Annotated in this window: 19 protein-coding genes; 7 read left to right on the forward strand and 12 right to left on the reverse strand. The window is 62.7% G+C overall.

The window, feature by feature from the left end; translation table 11 throughout:
* Positions 1-46: 46 nt before the first annotated feature.
* Positions 47-5464: a YDG domain-containing protein gene (locus ACQ4W0_RS14665; RefSeq protein ID WP_436577378.1), complete on the forward strand. Its 5418-nt coding sequence runs from the start codon at positions 47-49 to the stop codon at positions 5462-5464.
* 34 nt (positions 5465-5498) lie between these two features.
* Here the strand turns inward: ACQ4W0_RS14665 and ACQ4W0_RS14670 are convergent, their stop codons facing one another.
* The 9 genes from ACQ4W0_RS14670 to ACQ4W0_RS14710 all read right to left on the reverse strand — a co-directional run bounded on the left by ACQ4W0_RS14670 (position 5499) and on the right by ACQ4W0_RS14710 (position 12706).
* Entirely contained in the window at positions 5499-5864 is a 366-nt protein-coding gene (locus ACQ4W0_RS14670) for a hypothetical protein (RefSeq protein WP_436577379.1), read from the reverse strand.
* Positions 5865-5894: 30 nt separating this feature from the next.
* Positions 5895-6695 carry a phosphonate ABC transporter, permease protein PhnE gene (phnE, locus tag ACQ4W0_RS14675; protein ID WP_436577380.1) on the reverse strand — a complete coding sequence of 267 codons (801 nt, stop codon included), beginning with the start codon at positions 6693-6695 and terminating at the stop codon, positions 5895-5897.
* A complete protein-coding gene (locus ACQ4W0_RS14680) occupies positions 6692-7528 on the reverse strand; it encodes a PhnE/PtxC family ABC transporter permease (protein WP_436577381.1) in 837 nt (278 codons plus the stop codon). The genes phnE and ACQ4W0_RS14680 overlap by 4 nt, the downstream gene beginning before the upstream one ends.
* A complete protein-coding gene (locus tag ACQ4W0_RS14685) occupies positions 7522-8334 on the reverse strand; it encodes a phosphonate ABC transporter ATP-binding protein (protein WP_436577382.1) in 813 nt (270 codons plus the stop codon). The genes ACQ4W0_RS14680 and ACQ4W0_RS14685 overlap by 7 nt, the downstream gene beginning before the upstream one ends.
* Before the next feature lie 55 nt (positions 8335-8389).
* Entirely contained in the window at positions 8390-9268 is an 879-nt protein-coding gene (locus tag ACQ4W0_RS14690) for a putative selenate ABC transporter substrate-binding protein (RefSeq protein WP_436577383.1), read from the reverse strand.
* 26 nt (positions 9269-9294) lie between these two features.
* Positions 9295-10359: a selenide, water dikinase SelD gene (gene selD / locus ACQ4W0_RS14695; protein WP_436577384.1), complete on the reverse strand. Its 1065-nt coding sequence runs from the start codon at positions 10357-10359 to the stop codon at positions 9295-9297.
* A 44-nt stretch (positions 10360-10403) separates the two neighbouring features.
* Positions 10404-11495, reverse strand: a complete 1092-nt coding sequence (gene mnmH / locus ACQ4W0_RS14700; protein WP_436577385.1) for a tRNA 2-selenouridine(34) synthase MnmH — start codon at positions 11493-11495, stop codon at positions 10404-10406.
* Between the two features lie 66 nt (positions 11496-11561).
* Entirely contained in the window at positions 11562-12251 is a 690-nt protein-coding gene (locus ACQ4W0_RS14705) for an LrgB family protein (protein ID WP_436577386.1), read from the reverse strand.
* Positions 12248-12706, reverse strand: a complete 459-nt coding sequence (locus ACQ4W0_RS14710; protein WP_436577387.1) for a CidA/LrgA family protein — start codon at positions 12704-12706, stop codon at positions 12248-12250. Before ACQ4W0_RS14710 ends, ACQ4W0_RS14705 begins: the two co-directional genes overlap by 4 nt.
* A gap of 118 nt (positions 12707-12824) precedes the next feature.
* Here ACQ4W0_RS14710 and ACQ4W0_RS14715 point away from each other — a divergent pair, with 118 nt between their 5' ends.
* The 4 genes from ACQ4W0_RS14715 (at position 12825) to ACQ4W0_RS14730 (ending at position 16164) form a co-directional block, all read left to right on the forward strand.
* Entirely contained in the window at positions 12825-13733 is a 909-nt protein-coding gene (locus ACQ4W0_RS14715; protein WP_436577388.1) for a LysR family transcriptional regulator, read from the forward strand.
* 26 nt (positions 13734-13759) lie between these two features.
* Entirely contained in the window at positions 13760-14578 is an 819-nt protein-coding gene (locus ACQ4W0_RS14720; protein ID WP_436577389.1) for a glutaminyl-peptide cyclotransferase, read from the forward strand.
* A gap of 81 nt (positions 14579-14659) precedes the next feature.
* Positions 14660-15520, forward strand: a complete 861-nt coding sequence (locus tag ACQ4W0_RS14725) for a hypothetical protein (RefSeq protein ID WP_436577390.1) — start codon at positions 14660-14662, stop codon at positions 15518-15520.
* Positions 15517-16164: a hypothetical protein gene (locus tag ACQ4W0_RS14730; protein ID WP_436577391.1), complete on the forward strand. Its 648-nt coding sequence runs from the start codon at positions 15517-15519 to the stop codon at positions 16162-16164. The genes ACQ4W0_RS14725 and ACQ4W0_RS14730 overlap by 4 nt, the downstream gene beginning before the upstream one ends.
* 91 nt (positions 16165-16255) lie before the next feature.
* Here ACQ4W0_RS14730 and ACQ4W0_RS14735 read toward each other — a convergent pair whose 3' ends face one another.
* The 3 genes from ACQ4W0_RS14735 to ACQ4W0_RS14745 all read right to left on the reverse strand — a co-directional run bounded on the left by ACQ4W0_RS14735 (position 16256) and on the right by ACQ4W0_RS14745 (position 17621).
* Entirely contained in the window at positions 16256-16504 is a 249-nt protein-coding gene (locus ACQ4W0_RS14735) for a DUF3297 family protein (RefSeq protein ID WP_010398340.1), read from the reverse strand.
* Positions 16505-16685: 181 nt separating this feature from the next.
* A complete protein-coding gene (locus ACQ4W0_RS14740; protein ID WP_436577392.1) occupies positions 16686-17012 on the reverse strand; it encodes a hypothetical protein in 327 nt (108 codons plus the stop codon).
* 207 nt (positions 17013-17219) lie between these two features.
* On the reverse strand, positions 17220-17621 hold the full coding sequence (locus tag ACQ4W0_RS14745; RefSeq protein WP_436577393.1) for a GFA family protein: 402 nt from the start codon (positions 17619-17621) through the stop codon (positions 17220-17222).
* Between the two features lie 133 nt (positions 17622-17754).
* On the opposite strand from ACQ4W0_RS14745, the gene ACQ4W0_RS14750 reads away from it, so the two are divergent.
* Both ACQ4W0_RS14750 and ACQ4W0_RS14755 read left to right on the forward strand, forming a co-directional pair.
* On the forward strand, positions 17755-18123 hold the full coding sequence (locus ACQ4W0_RS14750; protein ID WP_436577394.1) for a hypothetical protein: 369 nt from the start codon (positions 17755-17757) through the stop codon (positions 18121-18123).
* Between the two features lie 7 nt (positions 18124-18130).
* The gene (locus tag ACQ4W0_RS14755; protein ID WP_436577395.1) at positions 18131-18463 is read left to right on the forward strand and encodes an immunity protein Imm33 domain-containing protein; all 333 of its coding nucleotides are present in this window, start codon (positions 18131-18133) and stop codon (positions 18461-18463) included.
* Positions 18464-18498: the final 35 nt, after the last annotated feature.

The following is an 18498-nucleotide window of genomic DNA, read 5'->3' on the forward strand; positions in this document are numbered from 1 at the left end:
CGCATGCCCCCCATTTCGTTTTCCTCTGCTTTGAAGGAGTACCACCATGCACGCGTCCATGAACCGTATTTACCGATTGATCTGGAGCGAGATTCTTGGCGCCTGGGTCGCCGTGGCGGAAAGCGCCAGAGGCAAAGGTAAGCGCAACGGCCACACTTTGCTCGCTCCGGCCTTCGCGGCGTTCGGTCTTGGCGCCAGCATGGGCGCCTTCGCGGCGCCGCCCGCGCCGACCGAGTTGCCTGCCGGCGCGAAGGTCGTTGGCGGCCAGGTCGTTGTCACGCAGAATGGCGCGGCGATGAACATCCAGCAGAGCACGGCGCGTGGGGCGATCGATTGGCAAACGTTTAATCTCGGTGCCAAGGCCAGCGTCAATTTCGCCCAGCCTTCGGCCAGCGCCGTCACCTTGAACCGGGTTCTCGATACGCAACCGAGCCAGATTTTCGGCCGCATCACTTCGAACGGCCAGGTGTTCCTGAGCAACCCGAATGGCGTCTATTTCAGTCCCTCCGCATCGGTCGATGTGGGCGGCTTGGTGGCCACCACCCACAATATGTCGAGCGCCGATTTCATGGCGGGCATGAACACGTTTTCACGCGGGGGCGCGACGGGCAGCGTCATCAATGAGGGCAGCCTGCACGCGACGCTCGGCGGCTATATCGCCTTGCTGGCGCCGGAAGTGCGCAACTACGGCCTGATCACGGCACGCGCCGGTACCGTGGCGCTGGCATCGGGCGAACAGATCAAGCTGCAGTTCGGCGACAGCAATACCCTGGCCGGCGTGATCGTTACGCCATCCGCGATCGCCGCCCTGGTCGAAAACCGGCAAGCGGTGCTGGTTCCCGGCGGCACCATCATCATGTCGGCCCAGGCGGCCAATCGTCTGATGGGCGGCGTGATCAACAACACCGGCGCGCTGGAGGCAAACGGCTTGACCAATGATGGCGGGCGCATCATGCTCGCCGCGTCCGACCAGATCAGCGCTGGCGGCACCATCAGCGCCAACGCGGCGGCCGGCAGCGCGGGGCGGGGCGGCACGGTGACACTGATCGCGGACCTTGCCAATTCGGCCAGCCGCACCGATGTCAGCGGCAGCTTCAGTGCGCGCGGCGGCGACAGCGGCGGCGACGGCGGCTTCATCGAAACCTCCGCCAGCCACCTGAGCATCCGCGACGCCACCCGCGTCGACGCGCGCGCCGCGCATGGCAAGTCAGGTCGCTGGCTGCTTGATCCTGACGGCTTTACGATTTCCGCCAGCGGCGGTGATATCAGCGGCGCGACTCTGAGCAGCAACCTGGCTACCGCCGATGTCGCCATCGCCAGCACCAACGGCGGCGGCAGCGACGGCAATGTCAGCGTCAATGATGCCGTAACCTGGAGCGCCAACAAGCTGACCCTGACCGCCACCAATGACGTCAATATCAATGCGGTGATGACGGCGAGCGGCACGGCCAGCCTCGATCTCGAGCCGACGGCAGGCAAGGTCAACACGTCATTTGGCGCTGGCAATACCTTCAAAGGTAAAGTCAATTTCGCCGGCAGCGGTACGCTGACGATCAAGAATCAGGTCTATACCGTCATCAACAGCCTGGGTACCGACCGCAACGATATGACGCCGGGCACCTTGCAGGGCGTGCAGGCAAGTCAGAACGCCTTCTACGCGCTGGGCAGCGATATCGACGCCACGTCGACCGCCGCCTGGAATGCCAGTGGCGCCATCGGCATGCAGCAGTTTTCAATTTCATGGGGCGCATTTGACGGTCTCGGTCACGTCATCATCGCGCCAACGATCAACAACCAGTCGTCCCTGTTCGCCAGCCTGTATGGCGACAATACGGTTCAGCTGCGCAATCTTGGTATCGTCGGCGGCGTGGTAAACGGGGCACAATACGCGTCCGGCATGGTGGGCCGGAGCTGGGGCAGCATCAGCAACAGTTTCTCGACCATGAACGTTAGCGGATTCAATAATACCGGCGGACTGGTTGGCGAAAGCCAGGCCGGGATCATCACCAACAGCTATGCGGGCGGCGCTATTTCGGGCACCACGAACGTGGGTGGACTGGTGGGGAGAATGTTCGGCGGTCAAACGACAAACAGCTATGCCAGCGGCAATGTCACGGGCACCACGGCATTTATCGGCGGGCTGGCCGGCGTCAATTACTTCGGCACCATCAGCAGCAGCTACGCCAGCGGCAACGTCACTGGCATTCAGACCGTCGGTGGCCTGGTCGGTCTGAACCAACAGGCGGGCGGCAGCGGCAGCAACATTATCAATACCTACGCCACGGGCGCAGTCAACGGCAACACCAACGTCGGCGGCCTGGTGGGCGAGAACGGTTCGAACATCAGCAATAGCTATTCTGTCGGCGCCGTGACTATCAATAATGGCAACACCAGTGTGGGCGGCCTGGTCGGCACGCTGTCGGTCGATGGCGCCAACTCGCCGTCCGTCATCACTAACAGCTTCTGGGATACCCAGACCAGCGGCCAGGCGGCCAGCCCTGGCGGCACGGGCAAGACCAGCGCTGAAATGAAAACCATGGGCACCTTCACCGGCGCCGGCTGGAATTTTTCTTCGGCGCCCGTGTGGCAGATCAAGGCCACCGTCAATAACGGTTACCCCTGCCTGACCGCATTTGGCAATTGCCCGATTTCCAAGCCGCTGAGCGTGCATGTCAACAGCAGCCAGAGCAGCAACATCTACGGCGACCTCGTCGGTACATTTACCTATAGCCTGTTCAATGGCGCCACACTGCTGGACGCGAATGGCATGACCGCCCTTGGATTGGACGTCAGCGGCAGCGCCTTGTTTGGCGGCGCGCCCAGCGTCGGATCGAATGCGGGGCACTATCAGATCATCTACAGCTCGGGACTGGTCCTGGGCGGCGCAAACGCGGGCGACTACGCCTTCCTCCCCGACGCTGGCCTGAGTTACACGGTTTTCAAACGGCCGCTGGGCCTGGTCGCCACGCGTGCTTACAACGGCGGCACCGTGATGGGCAATAACGTGATGCAGGCCACCAATCTGGTCGGTTCAGATTGCAATGCCGGCTTGAGCGCATGCGGCTTGACCGGCAGTGCCTCGGTGGCGAACAAGAATGTCAGTGCGGGAGCCCAGGCGCTTGCGCTGGGGGGGCTGACCTTGACCGGCAGCAGTGCCATCGATAGCAACTACACGCTCACGGGCGCCAGCGGCGCAGGCAGCATCACGCCGCGCTCACTGGCCGTCTTTGCCAGGGGGACCAATCGCATCTACAACGGCGGCACGGCCGATATTGCCAACCTGACCCCGGACGACAGCGTCGTGTTCGGCGACGCCCTGACGTATTCGTATACGTCGGCCAACTTCCTCAACAAGAACGTGGGCAATGGCAAGACCGTCAACGTGGCCGGCATCAGCATCGGCGGTGCCGACGCCAGCAACTATAGCGTGGCCAGTACGAGAGCCACCACGACAGCCAACATCACCAGGCGCGCGCTCGACGTGTTCGCCAGCGGGACCAACCGTGTCTATAACGGTGGCACCAGCGATGCCGTGAGCTTGATACCGGATGACAGCGTCGTGTCCGGCGACCAGCTGACTTATTCTTACGGCGCCGCCAATTTCCTGAATAAAAATGTCGGTACCGGCAAGACCGTCAACGTGACGGGAATCAGCCTGGGCGGCATCGACGCCGGCAACTACACCATCGGCAGCACGAGCGCCACGACGCATGCCAATATCACGGCGCGGCCGTTGTCCGTCTTCGCCAACGGCACCAGCCGGGTCTATGACGGCAGCACGAACAGTACGGCCACCCTGGTGCCGGACGATAGCGTGGTCGGCGGCGACTTTCTCACCTACGCTTATACTACCGCCAATTTCCTCGACAAGAACGTGGGCGTTGGCAAAACGGTCAATGTTAGCGGCATCAGTCTCGGCGGCGCGGATGCGGGCAATTACAGTCTCGACAGCTCCACGGCGACGGCGCATGCCAACATCACGCCGCGCACCCTGGCGGTGGTCGCCAACGGCAGCAACCGCGTGTATGACGGCGGCACCGTGGATGTGGCGCTCCTGACGCCGGACGACAGGGTCTTCACCGGTGACGTGCTCAGCTTTAGCTATGCATCGGCCAATTTCCTGGACAAGAATGTCGGCGTCGGCAAAACGGTCAATGTGAGCGGCATCAGCATAGGCGGTAGCGATGGCGGAAATTACGCTCTGGAAAGTACCACGGCCCTCGCCCATGCCGATATTACGCCGCGCATGCTCAACGTCAGTGCCAGCGGCGTCAATCGCGTGTATGACGGCAGCCGCCATGCGACGGTCGCCCTGGCCGATGACCGGGTTGCCGACGACGCACTGAGCGTCACCGACGAAGCGGCGACATTTATTGACAAGAACGTCGGCACAGCAAAGGCCGTCAGCGTGACGGGCATCCAGGTCGCCGGTACCGACGCGGCCAACTATGCCCACAACACCTCGGCCACGACCGCGGCTGATATCAAGGCGCGGGAGTTGACGGTCAGCGCGACCGGCGTAAACCGTATCTACGACGGCGGCACGGGCAGCAGCGCGATACTGGCGGACAACCGGGTGGCGGGGGATTTGCTGACGCTGACCGGCAATGCCAGTTTCGCGGACAAGAACGCCGGTGTGGGCAAGATTGTGAGTGTCAGCAATATCTCGGCCAGCGGTGTCGATGCCGCCAACTATGTCTTCGGCGCGGGTCTCACCGCCACCACCGCCAATATCACGCCGCGCGCGCTGACAGTGGGCGCCACGGGGATCGATCGGCAGTTCGATGGAACGACCGTCGCGCTGGTTGTGCTTGCTGACAACCGCATAGCCGGCGATGCGCTGAAGCTCGCCGATGGCGGGGCAAGCTTCGCCAATGCCGATGTCGGTAGCAATAAGCCGGTCACGGTCACGGGGATCAATATCGCGGGTAGCGATGCCGTCAACTACAGCTTGCAAAACAGCAGTGCCAGCACCAGCGCCAGCATCCTGGTCGCAGGCGTTGAGCCTACCCAGGTGCCGCAACTGCTGGTCATCGTGCCTGTCATTCCGGCGCCGACCTCGGTGGCATCGCCTTTGGCGCTGACGCTGCAAGTACCCGCTGCGGGTGGCCGTATCGTCGACGGCCAGCGCGATAGCGCTATCACGGTGTCGCTGGTGCGCCCGTCGTCGGATGGCCAGCCGGGCATGGTGAGCGTGTCGATTCCCAAAGATATGGTGAGCAAGGGGGACGCTTTCAGTTTTGCTTTGCCGGCGCCGTTGACCGCGGCCCTGTCAGACACGCGCGCATCGGTGCGCATCAGCAGAACCGATGACACGCCTCTGCCTGCATGGTTGCGCTACGTTGCGCAGACGCACAGTTTCGACGTCTCGGCCGCGCCTGCCGGCGCGCTGCCGTTCGAGGTGAAAATCATGGTCAATGGGAAACGCTGGATACTGGTCCTGGCGGAGGGAGCGGATAAATAGCCCGCAGCGCGGCTGGCTGACTCAGGTTTTCCGCTCAGGACTGGTCCCATACCTCCACCGTCAATGCCTGCCCAGGCTGGCAAGCGGCGATGCGGCCCTGGTGCAGCGTGATGCTGCCGGGCCAGCCAGCGGGGCGGTCTTCCTGGAAAACGCCTTCCTGCGCCTCGGTGATGCCGCTGGCCAGGAGGGGCGTCAGGTCGGATGCCAGCGCCGTGTAGCGGTTTGGAAAGCCGTTGCAGGTCAGCTGGGTCGCCTTGCCTTGCTGGCATAGTTGCGTGATCCAGCCCAGGCCGCCCAAGCCCGCTTCCCAGGTGGCCAGGATGGCGTCTTTATTGACCTTGGCCAGGTCGGCCATTTGTTCCGGTGTTTCTGTCGAGATAATAGTCCACCAGCCTGCCATGCGTGAATCCCTTGATAAAAGTTAAACAGTCTATTTGGTCATGGCGCGGCGCAGCACGTAGCTGAGGCCATCGACGGCGGCCACCATCAGCAACATGGCGACGATGACGGTGGCGGCGGCCTGCATCTGGAACAGCGACAGATGGTATTTCAGCATCTGCCCCAGGCCGCCCGCACCCACGACGCCGAGGATGGCGGCGGCGCGGATATTGTTTTCCCAGCGGTACAAGGTGTAGGACATCATTTGCGGGCTGCACTGCGGCAAGGTGGCGTACAGGAAGGCCACGGCGGGCCGCGCGCCATTGATGCGCAAGGTCGCGGCCGGCAAGGGCGGGCAATTTTCAAAGGCATCGGAAAACAGACGGCCCAGCACGCCCACCGTATGCAGGGCCAGCGCCAGGGTGCCCGCAAACGGGCCCAGGCCGGCGGCGATCAGCAAAATCGAGGCCCACACCAGTTCGGGTATCGAGCGCAGCACGTTCAGGATGGCGCGCGTGGCATTGCGCGCCAGCTTGCCGAAACGGCCGCTGGCGGGCAGGGCCAGCAGCGTGCCCAGGAGAGCAGCAATTACCGTGCCGATGGCCGACATGGCCAGGGTTTCAAAGGTGGCCACGCCGACTTTCAGCAAGAAGTTGGGCGCCAGTTCGGGCGGGGCGAAGCCGTGCAGGAAATCGGCGCTCGTGCGCACGGCGTCGGCGCTGAAGAACTCGCCCCATTTCAGGGGCAGGGTGGCGAAGCTGGCGATGACCAGCAGCAATAAACTTGCGAGTAAGGCCCAGGTCGACCAGCGCACGGGAGCGGAAACAGGCAGCATGGATGTACCGCTCTTCATGCCAGCCTCCGGCGCAGCATGGCGGAAACGGCGTCGGCGCCCGCCACCAGCAGCACGAAGACCATCAGCATGGTGGCCAGTTCATTGCCCGCCATCATCTTCATCGATTCATCCATGCGCTGGCCCAGGCCACCCGCGCCGACAAAACCCATGACGACGGAGCCGCGGATCGCGCATTCCCAGCGGTAAATCGTATATGACACCAGCTCGGCGGCCGATTCCGGCAGGGCGCCGTACAGCAAGGCTTTCAGGCGGCCGCTGCCGTTGTGGAGCAGGGCGTTGCAGGCGGCGGCGTCCGACGATTCGAGGATTTCCGCATACACCTTGCCCAGCATGCCGCAATACGTGAGGGCGATGGCGATCACGCCGGCCGTCGGTCCCAGGCCCACTATGCGCACCAGCAACAGTGCCCAGACCAATTCCGGCACGCTGCGCAGCAGCACCAGCAGCGCACGCACGGCGTGGCGCACTGCGGCGGCCAGCGGCGACACTGTGCCGCTGCCGATACGCGAAATCGACAATCGCTCCGTCACCAGCAGGGTCATGGGGATGGCGCCCAGCATGGCCAGCGCCATGCCGGCCGTGGCCATGGCGATGGTTTCCCAGCTGGAAATAGCCACCAACTGCAGGAATTCCAGCGAGTAGGCGGGCGGCACGAAGCTGGCAAGGAATTGCCAGGTGGCTGCCAGGCTTTGCGCATCCCACAAGATCCACGGCTTGAATTCGGCTTGCACCAGCATCGGCCACAGCACGAGCAGCACGATGGCAGCGGTGGTCAGGCGGCCACGCCAGGCGGGGTCGCGCGGCAGGGTGGCGTTGGCGGTCTTCAGCAACGGGGCCTCGCTGCGTTGAGATCGACGTCCACCGGTGCGAATATGGGCGCCGGATCGGCCTTGTTGCGATACAACTGCTCTATCATGGCATCGCTGACCTCGGCACCAGGCAAGTCGAAGACGATCTTGCCATCGCGCAAGGCGACGATGCGCGTAAAGCAGGCGCGGGCGATTTCCACCTGGTGCAGGCTGCAGATCAGGGTGGCCTTGCGCGCCGTCGCTTCGGCCTGCAGCACATGGATCGTCTGCAAAGCGAGTGTGGGGTCGAGTGCGGACAGCGGTTCGTCGACGAGGAACACTTCCGCATTCGACACCAGCGCGCGGGCCATGCCGCAGCGCTGGCGCTCGCCACCGGACAGGCGGTCGACTCTCGCATACAATTTATCCTGCAGCTTGAATTTGCCCAGGGCTTCCCACGCGGCGCGCGGGTCGACGGGCGCCAGCAGCGAGCGGATGGCCGTCCACAAGCTCCATTGCGGCAAGCGGCCCGCCAGCACGGCGTTGACGACCCGCTGGCGCGGCGGCAGCGGCGGCGTTTGCGGCGCCAGGAACAGGCGCGCGCGCAAGGCGTGGCGTTCGCTGCTGGCGATCTGCCAGGGGGAACTGCCGAGGATGTTCAGGCTGCCGGACTCAGGGCGCAGCGCGCAGGCCAGCGTATGCAGCAAGCTGGTCTTGCCGGCGCCCGAAGGGCCGATCAGGGCGATCTGTTCGCCTTGGGCCACGTCCAGGTCCAGCTCGCGCAGGGCCAGCGCATTGCTGGCGGCGCCCGCGTGGTGGACGCTGACCTTGTGAAGTTGGAATGTCATGCGAGAATGGGGAAGGTGCTGGCCAGCGTGCCGCCGGCCAGCGGATTGGCTGGCGTTACTTCAGCAAACCGGCATTGCGCGCGGCCGCTTCGATATCCTTGTAGTTCTCGGCCTTGGTCGGGATGAACTTCGTGGCGCGCTGCAGATCGAGGATTTCCTTGCCTTCCGGCGTGGATGGGTCCAGTGCCAGGAAGGCGTCCGTCAGCTTCTTGCGCACGACGGGATTCATGTCGGCGCGCACGCTCCAGTTGTAATCGTAGTAGCCTGGCGTCGTGTAGAACACGCGCACCTTGCTTGGATCGACCTTTTTCGCTTCGACCAGCTTTTCCCACACGGAAATATTCAAGGTGCCTGCGTCGACCTTGCCGCCGGCCACGGCGGCCACGGTGGCGTCATGCGCGCCGGAAAACGCGATGCGCTTCATGTCCGTGTCCGGGTTGATCTTGGCGGCCAGCAAGTAGTAGCGCGGCATCAAATGGCCGGACGTGGACGATTCCGAACCGAACGTGAAATTTTTGCCTTTCAGGTCGGACAGTTGATTGATGTCCTTGCTGGTAGTCACGAACACGGAGCGGAATTTCGTGTCTTCTTCGCGCTGCACCAGGGGCACGATCTTGCCGCCGCTGCGCACATTGGCTTGTACGAAGGTAAAACCGCCGAACCAGACCATGTCGAGCTTGTTATTGATCAAGCCTTCCACGGAGGCCGCGTAATCGGTGACAGGCGTAAATTCCACCTTCATGCCCAGCTTTTTCTCCAGGTAGCTGCCCAGCGGCTTGAACTTGCGCTGCAATTCCGTCGGCGCTTCGTCGGGGATGGCGGACACGCGCAACACTTGCTGCGCCTGCGCTAGGCCGCTGTGGATGGCCAGGGTGGCGGCGACGGTGGCCAGGATGGCGGGGAACTTGTTGAATGAGTTGGAGAATATGGTCATGGGACTGCCTTTAGAAAAATTGATCATTAATATACGGAAACCCCGGTACTGCCTTCCTGCATCTCGCCGATGACGACGGCGTCGCCAAAGCCTTCGGCACGGAAAATCGCCAGCACTTGCTCGACGGCTTCCGGTGCGCAGGCCACCAGCAGGGGACCAGCCGTCTGCGGGTCCGTCAGGATCGCTTTGTCGATGGTACTCAGGCTGTCGTCCAGGGTCACTTGCGCGCCGTAGCCCTGCCAGTTGCGCCCGGAGGCGCCCGTGATGTTGCCGTTCTGCGCCAGTTGCTGCACTTGCGGCAGCAGCGGCACGGATGCCATGGCGATGCGCGCCTGCAACTTGGCGCCGCGCGCCAGTTCCAGGGTGTGGCCCAGCAAGCCGAAGCCCGTCACATCCGTCAGCGCATGCACGCCATCGAGCAGGGCCAGTTTCTTGCCCGGGGTATTCAATTTGGTGGTGTTGGCTATCAGCGAGGCGTAGCCAGCCCCGTCCAGTGCATTTTTCTTCAGTGCGGCCGACAGGATACCCACGCCGATAGGTTTGCCCAATACCAGTTTATCGCCGGCGCGCGCGCCCGCGTTGCGTTTGACCTGCGAGGGATGCACCAGGCCCAGCACGACCAGCCCATAGATCGGCTCGACGGAATCGATGGTGTGGCCGCCCGCGATGGGGATGCCGGCCTGGGCGCAGATGGTTTCGCCGCCTTTCAAGATGAGGCCGATGGTTTCCACGGGCAGCTTGTTGATCGGCATGCCCACCAGGGCCAAGGCCATGATGGGCGTGCCGCCCATGGCGTACACGTCGGAAATGGCGTTGGTGGCGGCGATGCGGCCAAAGTCGAACGGGTCGTCGACGATGGGCATGAAGAAATCCGTGGTGGCGATCAGCGCCTGCTCGTCGTTGAGCTGGTAGACGGCCGCGTCATCCGAGGTCTCTATGCCGACCAGCAATTCCTTCGGCAATGGAAAGCCGCCGCTGCCTTTCAATATGTCGGCAAGCACGCCGGGCGCAATTTTGCAGCCGCAGCCGCCGCCATGGGCAAATTCGGTCAACCGGATGGGTGTATTTGGTGTTGCTGCGCTATCGGACATGGTCGTCATCCTGCTGAAAAAAGTATGAAAGGCGGCGCCAGCGTTCACGCGGCGCTGGCGGTACGAGGTTCGCCGACGATAGCACATAATGCGCGCGCGGCTTGCTCAAAGGCATGTTCTGAAATATCGGGCAAGACCAGCGGCGTCGCCTGGGCGTAGCGGCTGAAGTTGCGGGCGATCGATTGCCGGTAGACGGGGTCGTAATGCTGCACCAGCAACGCTTCCACCAGCTCGGCCATGCGGCCCGAGGTGGCCAGTTGCTGCCAGTGGGCAATTTTCTCTTTGCCATGCAGCTGCGTCAACAGGGCCAGTTGCACGTTCAGGCGCGCTGCGTCGCCGACGAAATGCGCATAGTCTTGCATCAGCAATTGCACGCGCTGCTCCGTGGCCAGTTGCACGTCGGTGCAATCGGCCCCGCGCATCTTTTCCATCAGCGCATCGGGCACGCGCAAACGGCCCACTTTCTTGCTTTCCGATTCGATGAATACGGGAAGCTGCGGGTCGAAATGGCGCAATTGCTGCCACAGCGCGCTTTCAAACGCTTTTTGCGAGGGCTGGTTCGCGTCCGGCAAGCCGCCCAGCACGGAGCCGCGGTGCGCCGCCAGGTCTTCCAGGTCGATCACTTGCGCGCCTTGGCGGTCCAGCACTTGCAGCAAGCGGCTCTTGCCGCTGCCCGTCGGACCGCACAGCACGTTGATGAAGTCGAAGCGCTTGGGCAGGGTGGCCAGCTCGGCGTTCACATGGCGCCGGTAATCCTTGTAGCCGCCATCGAGCTGCACTACGGGCCAGCCGATGCGCGCCAGAATGTGCACCATGGCGCCGCTGCGGTTGCCGCCGCGCCAGCAATACACGAGCGGTTTCCAGTCATGCGGATGAGCGAGGAAACCCTCTTCGATATGCCGCGCGATATTTTTCGCCACCAGCGCCGCGCCCAGTTTCTTTGCCTCGAAGGCGCTCGTCTGCTTGTATAAAGTGCCCACGCGCACGCGCTGCTCGTCGTCCAGCACGGGCAGGTTGATGGCGCCCGGCAAGTGGTCTTCCGCGAACTCGGACGGGCTGCGCACGTCGATGATGGCATCGAACTCGCTCAAGCGGGGCAGGATGTCGCTGAAAGGCAGGACTGCAGGGTATTTCATCGTGGCGCGGCTGCTTGGAAAAGGGAAAGACGTATTATCCCCGATAAATGCCGCTGGCGTGGCGGTTTAGCCCAGCAGATGTCCCAGCAGCGGCGCCAGCAGCACCGTCACGACGCCCGAAAATATCATCGTCAGGCTGGCAACGGCGCCTTCTTCCGTGCCGACACGGCGCGCCACGGACAAGCCGAAGCCGTGGGCCGCCGCGCCATACGGGGCGCCACGGGCGATGCGCATGCGCAAGGGCAGCAGTTTTAACAAGGGCTTGCCCAGCATCAAGCCGAACAAACCCGTCATGACGACGAAGATGCCCGTCAGTTGGGCCGAGCCGCCCATGTGGCGTGACGCTTCCAGCGCGAACGGCGTCGAGACAGAACGGGCCAGCAGGCTGCGCGCCATGTCGCCGTGCACGCCCAGCAGCCGGTCCAGCAACAGGGTGGCGGCCACGGATGCGACGATGCCGGCGCAACTGCCCAACGACAAGGCCAGCCAATGCTTGCGGATCAGTTTGCGCTCCTGGAAGATGGGCAACGCGAAGGCGATGGTGGCGGGCCCCAGCAGCCACGGCAGCCAGCGCGTTTCGCCGAAATACGTGGCGAATGGCGTCGAAGTCGCCTGCACGATGACGATCAGTATCGCCGAGGTGCAGATGGCGGGCGTCAGCAAGAAGTGCGGGTGGCGGCGGTGCACGGCCTGGTTGGCATAGAACAGCACCAGGGTCAGCAGCAAAAACAGCAGGGACAGCATCAGGGTGCTCATGCTGCCGCCCTGGCTGCGCGCTGGCGCAGCAGTTTTTGCAGGCGCAACTTGCGTTCATAGCGGCACACCCATTCCACGGTCAACGCCGTGGCCAGCATCACGCTGGCAAAGCCCAGGCCGATATTCACGAACAGCATCACGCCCTGGGTTTTCAGCAATTGCGTAAATTGCACCACGGACACGACCAGCGGAATGAAGAACAGCAGCATATTGGCCAGCAGCCAGTTCGCGCCCAGTTCGATGGCGGCCGGCCGCACCCAGCCGGACAAGAGCAGGGCCACCAGCACGAACAGTCCCACCACGCCGCCGGAAAACGGCAAGTGCAGGGCGGAAGCGGCCTCATCGGCCAGCCACCAGGCGGCAATCAGTACACCCACCTGCCACGCGGTCTGCGCGGGCTGGCGCCAGGCGGGGGCGGGCGGCAGGGCAGCGGTGGGATGGAGGGAGTGCTGCAAGGCTGGTGCTTTCACGGCGGGCTTTCAAACGGCTGGGGGAAGTTTTCATTGTAGAGACCCCACATCAAAAGATAAAATGACTTAAACTTATGATTATCATTCGATATTGGAATGCATCATGGATATCCGCTCCTTGCGCTACTTCGTCGAAGTGGTCGAGCAAAACAGTTTTACGCGCGCAGCCGCCAAGCTGCACGTGACGCAGCCCACCGTCAGCAAGATGATCGCCCAGCTGGAGCAGTCGTTGGACCTGGCTTTGCTGGACCGTGCCGGCAAGCGTTTTACCTTGACCGACGCGGGCAAGGTGGTACTGGCGCGCGCGCATGAGCTGCTGGCCCTGCACGCGGAACTGAAGGTGGAATTGCATGACCTGCAAGCGCTGGAACGGGGAGAATTGCGCGTGGGCGTGTCGCCGCAAACGCATTCCACCTTGGCGCCATGGCTGGCGGAATACCACCAGCGTTATCCGGGCATCGAACTGAAAATGTACGAGAGCGGCACGCAAGCCATCGAGCGCGACTTGCGCACCGGCACGGTGGAACTGGGCACCATGCTCGACTATCCGGGCAATGCGGCCACCTGGCAGGATTTCGAAGCCTTGCCCCTCGTGCGCTCTCCACTGTGCCTGCTGGCCGCGCCCGGCTCACCATGGCAGGGACGTTCCTCGGTGGCCCTGGCCGAGCTGGCCGACAGTCCCTTCATCTTCTATGGCGCCGCTTTTGCCCTGAACGACATTGTGCTCGATGCCTGCCAGCGGGCCGGTTTTGCGCCGCGCATCACGGGCCGCAGCGGCCAGTGGGACTTCATTGCCTCGCTGGTGCGGCTGGGCGTGGGCATCTGCCTGCTGCCGAAGATGTATTGCGACACGCTCGAGCAAGCGCAGTTTGCCGTCATTCCCCTCGATGGTCCGCCCGTGGAATGGAATCTGATGCTGGCCTGGCGCCGCGGCGGGCGGTTGTCGTTCGCCGCGCGCGCCTGGCTGGACCTCGTCAGGGCGCGCATGGCGGACGCGGCACGTTTACAATAGGCGTACGCCAACTTCCGCCCGACCAGATGAACATCAACGTTAAAACCAGACTCAAGCGCACCGCCGGCTCGTTGCTGCTGGGATTGTTATGCACCGTGGGCCTGATGAGCGAAATGGGCTACGCCCAGGCCGCGCTACCCGTGTATGGCTATTTCGTCAAGAATACCTATCCGCACGACCCCCAGGCCTTCACCCAGGGCTTGCTGTTCAAGGATGGCCACCTGTATGAAAGCACGGGCCAGAACGGCCAGTCCTCGCTGCGCAAGGTGGAATTGACGACGGGCAAGGTGCTGCAGAAAAGCATGCTTGACAACAAAGTGTTCGGCGAAGGCATCACGGATGTGGGCGATGAGATCCTGGGTCTGACGTGGATTTCGCAGACCGGTTATGTATTCGACCAGAAAACCTTCAAACTGAAACGCACTTTCGGCTACCAGGGCGAAGGCTGGGGCCTGGCCAGCGATGGCAAATTTGTCTACATGAGCGACGGCACTTCCGCCATCCGCGTGCTCAATCCGAAAACCCTGGCCGAGGTGCGCCGCTTCGAGGTCAAGGCCGAGGGCCGCCCCATCGACCGCCTGAACGAGCTGGAAATGGTCGACGGCGAACTGTATGCCAATGTGTGGGGCGCGGATGTGATTGCCCGCATCGACCCGGCCAGCGGCAAGGTCGTGGGCTGGATCGACCTGACGGGCTTGCTGCCACCCGAGCAGCGGGGCACGGCCAATCCCGACGCCGTGCTCAACGGCATTGCCTGGGATGAGCGCGGCAAGCGCTTGTTTGTCACGGGCAAACTGTGGCCGAAGCTGTTCGAAATCGAGCTGATCGAAATCCAGCGCCATTGATGTTTCCTACCGGACAGTGTTGCTGGTAAGGAATCGTCTATGATGCTAATCCTTCGCCCAGTGCGACCTTTACAGGATGCCATGCTGTCCCTTTCTTTCCCCCTGCGCCGCCTGGCGGCTGCCGCCAGCCTGGCTGCTGCCTTCGTGCCCGCCGCGCAAGCGCAAACGCCGTATGTGCCATTGACCAAACAGTACGGCGACTTCGTCGTCACAAACGACCGCTTTGACTCGCTCGTCACTTTGTCTTTCCGTCAGCACGGCTACTGGCCCGGCGGCGCGCGCGAAGTGGTGGAAGTGCGCCCCCTCAAAGCCACGCGCGAGGGCCAGCCCATGCTGCTGGCGTTTGGCAAGGGCTATACGGGGCAGGGCACCATCCTCATCGCCGTGCAGAATGGCGAACCGCTGATGCGCCCCATCAGTCCCATGCAGCGCGACAGCATGGTGCGCACGGAGCGCGACCCCGAATGGGGCGTGCCGCAGCCGGGCCGCAGCGAAATGCTGCTGTTTGCCCGCGACGGCCGCGCGCTCGATACGGGCACGGGCGAGCTGCTGTGGTTTGACATGCCGGACACCGTCACTGGCGATTACGCGCCCGCCATGCTGGTCTCCGTTTCGCCCGACGGCCGGCGCGGCGCCTATCTCGCCAGGAAACTGACCAAGCTGCAGATTATTGTCGCCACGCGTGACGACGGCGTGGCCGGCGTGCTGGCCTTGCCGCCAGACACCTATCAACGGTGGTTGAAGCCCTTGTCGGAGGCGGCTTCCGAACAGGCGGGCGCCGCCATCAAGGCGCGCCAGGGCCGCACGGATTCGAACCGCATCCGGCGCGAGCTGGAACTGGCCTGGTTCGGCCAGCAATTTCAATGGAAACAAGGCAAGAATGGCTGGCAAGTGACGGGGCTGGGCCTCGCTACCGCGCCGCCGGAGGGAAAACAGCCATGACAATACCTAAACTTATCGCCGGCTGCTTCGCCGCCTCCTTGCTGGCCGGCTGCGTGCACGGCGAAATGTTCCCCAAGGACTATCTGGCGCAAGATATCGACAAGCAACAAGCGTTGCTGGAACTGGACGTGGTCTTCGGGCAAGTGCCCGATGACAAGCTGACGTCGCGCGTGACGGCCCGCAACACGGTGGAATACGCGGGCGCGCCGCATATCGTCGTGCCGTTCTACCAGAAGGGACTCGGTTTCGACCAGGGTTTCGCCGGCACCTACATGTTTGCCGTCGTGTATCCGGTTGCCAAGGTCGAGACGGCCACGGCCAGCAGCCGCGTCTTCGGCCTGAAACTTGAAGGCCAACAGCCGGGCAACCCGCGCTACCGCTTCCGCGTGCCGGGCAAGGCGCAGTGGAACAGCAATGAAACCTTCATGCTGAGTTTTGAGCGCAAGGGCCGCCGCGAAGAAATCACTTTTCGTTTCAGCAACGAGCAAAGCTGCCCGTCCGCCTTCCTGGCCACCACGCCAAAATTCGGCTTCCCCATCAAGGTCGTCGCCACGTTCAAGGATAATAAAGGCTGCCTGAAAGTGTGCGACAGCCGCGACCAGTGGCCGGGTTTTTGCGCCTTCCAGCCGCCGCCGGCCGCTTGATCGGTACGCGGCTGAGCAATACCTGCAGACGTAAAAAAGGCCGACGGAAATCGGCCTCGATGACAACTGCATGTGTTGCTCAGTGTGTTGCTTAGCGGTAAAAGGCTTCGACTTTACCCTTCAGCTTGATCTGCAGCGGACGGCCGCGGCGGTCGAGGGACTTGGTGGAAGCGACCTTGATCCAGCGTTCGCTGATGCAATATTCTTCCACGTCAAGGCGTTCCTTGTCGTTGAAGCGGATGCCGACGTCGTTCTCGAACACGGCTGCAACGTGGTAAGGGCTGCTAGGGTCGATCGACAGGCGATCGGGCAATGGGGGTAAGGTGGTGGTATCGTTCATGGGCGTAATTATCACCCAGAATGCCGATCCAGACAACGGCCTTTCGCATGTCACCTGTCGGACCATGCATGAAATGGCGGGCTTGGCCGGGCGGTGCCCATGGGCCGGCACGTGACTGCCGCACCGGCCCATGCTACTGTACATTACCGGCTGATTTGCCGGCAGTCACACGACCCGGCAATCAGGATTTGTCATCATTCTTGTGGCTTTGACGTCCCGCTTCCACGTGCTGCTCATGCGAGCCGCCGCGCGAACCGGCGCCGGAACCCGCTTGCTCGCTACCGCTCTTGCCTAGTCCCGATTGTTGCGAACCGGATTGCTTGTCGCCGTCATTCTTGTGGCCTTGGCGGCCCCCCTCGACATGCTGCTCCTGCTTGCCGCCCTGGGTGCCACCGGATGACTGGCGGGTGCCGGCCTGCTTGTCCGACTGCTGTTTGTCTGACTGTTGATTGCCTGATTGCTGTTTGTCCGACTGCTTGCCGCTTTTGTCGTTGCTGTTTGAAGTCATGATTGTTACCCCTATGGTTAGTCTGCGACATCATCCACACCAACGATGGCGTGAGGATGGATTAGGATGCGCCTGCCTGGCATCCGGCGCCGTGCAGCACCGGTGAAGTCATTTTCGCTGCCCGACGCTCGCTTCACCATAGGGACACTACCTGTCACCACGTAGGAAAACTCCGTGGTGCGTGACAACCATTTCTGCATTGCATTTTTACAGATGCCGCGTTTCCTGCGGCGGCGTATCCCACTCGTCATGCCAGCCATCGATAAAAGTGACTGGCACCTTGGCCAGTTCAGCCACCGACGCGTCATCGAGGCAACTGACGCTGATGCCGATAAACGGACCGCTGCGTGCAGAATCGCCGTGGCCAAACGGGCGCACGCCGCAATGGCGGCAAAAATAGTGGCGTTCGCGGCCGGCGCCGAAGCGGTATTCGCTCAAGTCCCCTTTGCCGGCCAGCAGGCGGAAGGCCGAGGGTGGCACCAGACTGGCCCAGCAGCGTACTTTCAGGCAGAACGAACAGTTGCAGCGCAGGCTGGGGGCCGCCAGGTCGATCTCGGCCGCGAAGCGCACGGCACCGCAGTGACAACTGCCATGGTAGGTTTTTTTCATCGTGACTCACTTTACAGGGTTGCCGGACTGTCATGCAACTGTCGGCATGGCGAGAGTGTGGCATCCACCAGGTCACGCCCTATAATTACGCCTGTTGAATGAACGGGACAGGAGTTGTAGTATGGACATGAGCATGACTGACAGCTTGCGGCAACAAGCGTATGCGCAGGCGGCAGCCTTCGTACACACGCTCGACCGGCGCGATCCTGTTGCGCTGCAACGCGACTGGTCCTTGTCTCCGGCCGTGGCCCAGGAGGTCGTCGAGATGCTCGACAGCTATTTCTTGGCAAACCAGGCGCTGTCGCTGGCACCGCTGGCGCAGGCTTTTGTGCCGGGCAAGGGTGGCCGTCCCGCCGTCGACGTGTATGCCACCGACGCCGGGCCGCTGGGTATGGAATGCCTGTTGCTGGCCGATGGCAAGCCGGGCGAAGTGACCTTGCACCTGGAAATTTCCGGCCACGACGGCGCGCTGCGCCTGCATTACCACTACATAGGATCCTGAGAGCACCATGACTGAACTGATCAGCGAAACACAACGGCGCATCTGCGACAAATTCGGCTTGCCGGCGCAGGCGCCCGAGCCCATGGTGGCCCTGGCCATCGGCAGCCTGGACCAATCGCCCATATACGGTACGCGCATCGTGCTGCCGGAAAACGGCACCATCAGCTGGTTCATCCACTGCGGCGAACACGACGACGCCAGCGGCTTTTACCAGCCCCTGCATGCGCAACACCTGCACGAGATGCTGCCGCAGGTGGTCGATTACCTGGCCTTGCCCAGTGGCGCCAGATTCATTCTCGACCGGGAAGGCTATGAGGACGTCTGGACGGAGGAGGGCTAGACTGGCCATGTAAGTTTTGCTCAGTTATAAATATT

The sequence above is a fragment of the Janthinobacterium breve genome (assembly GCF_051380895.1).
Taxonomy (GTDB): domain Bacteria; phylum Pseudomonadota; class Gammaproteobacteria; order Burkholderiales; family Burkholderiaceae_D; genus Janthinobacterium.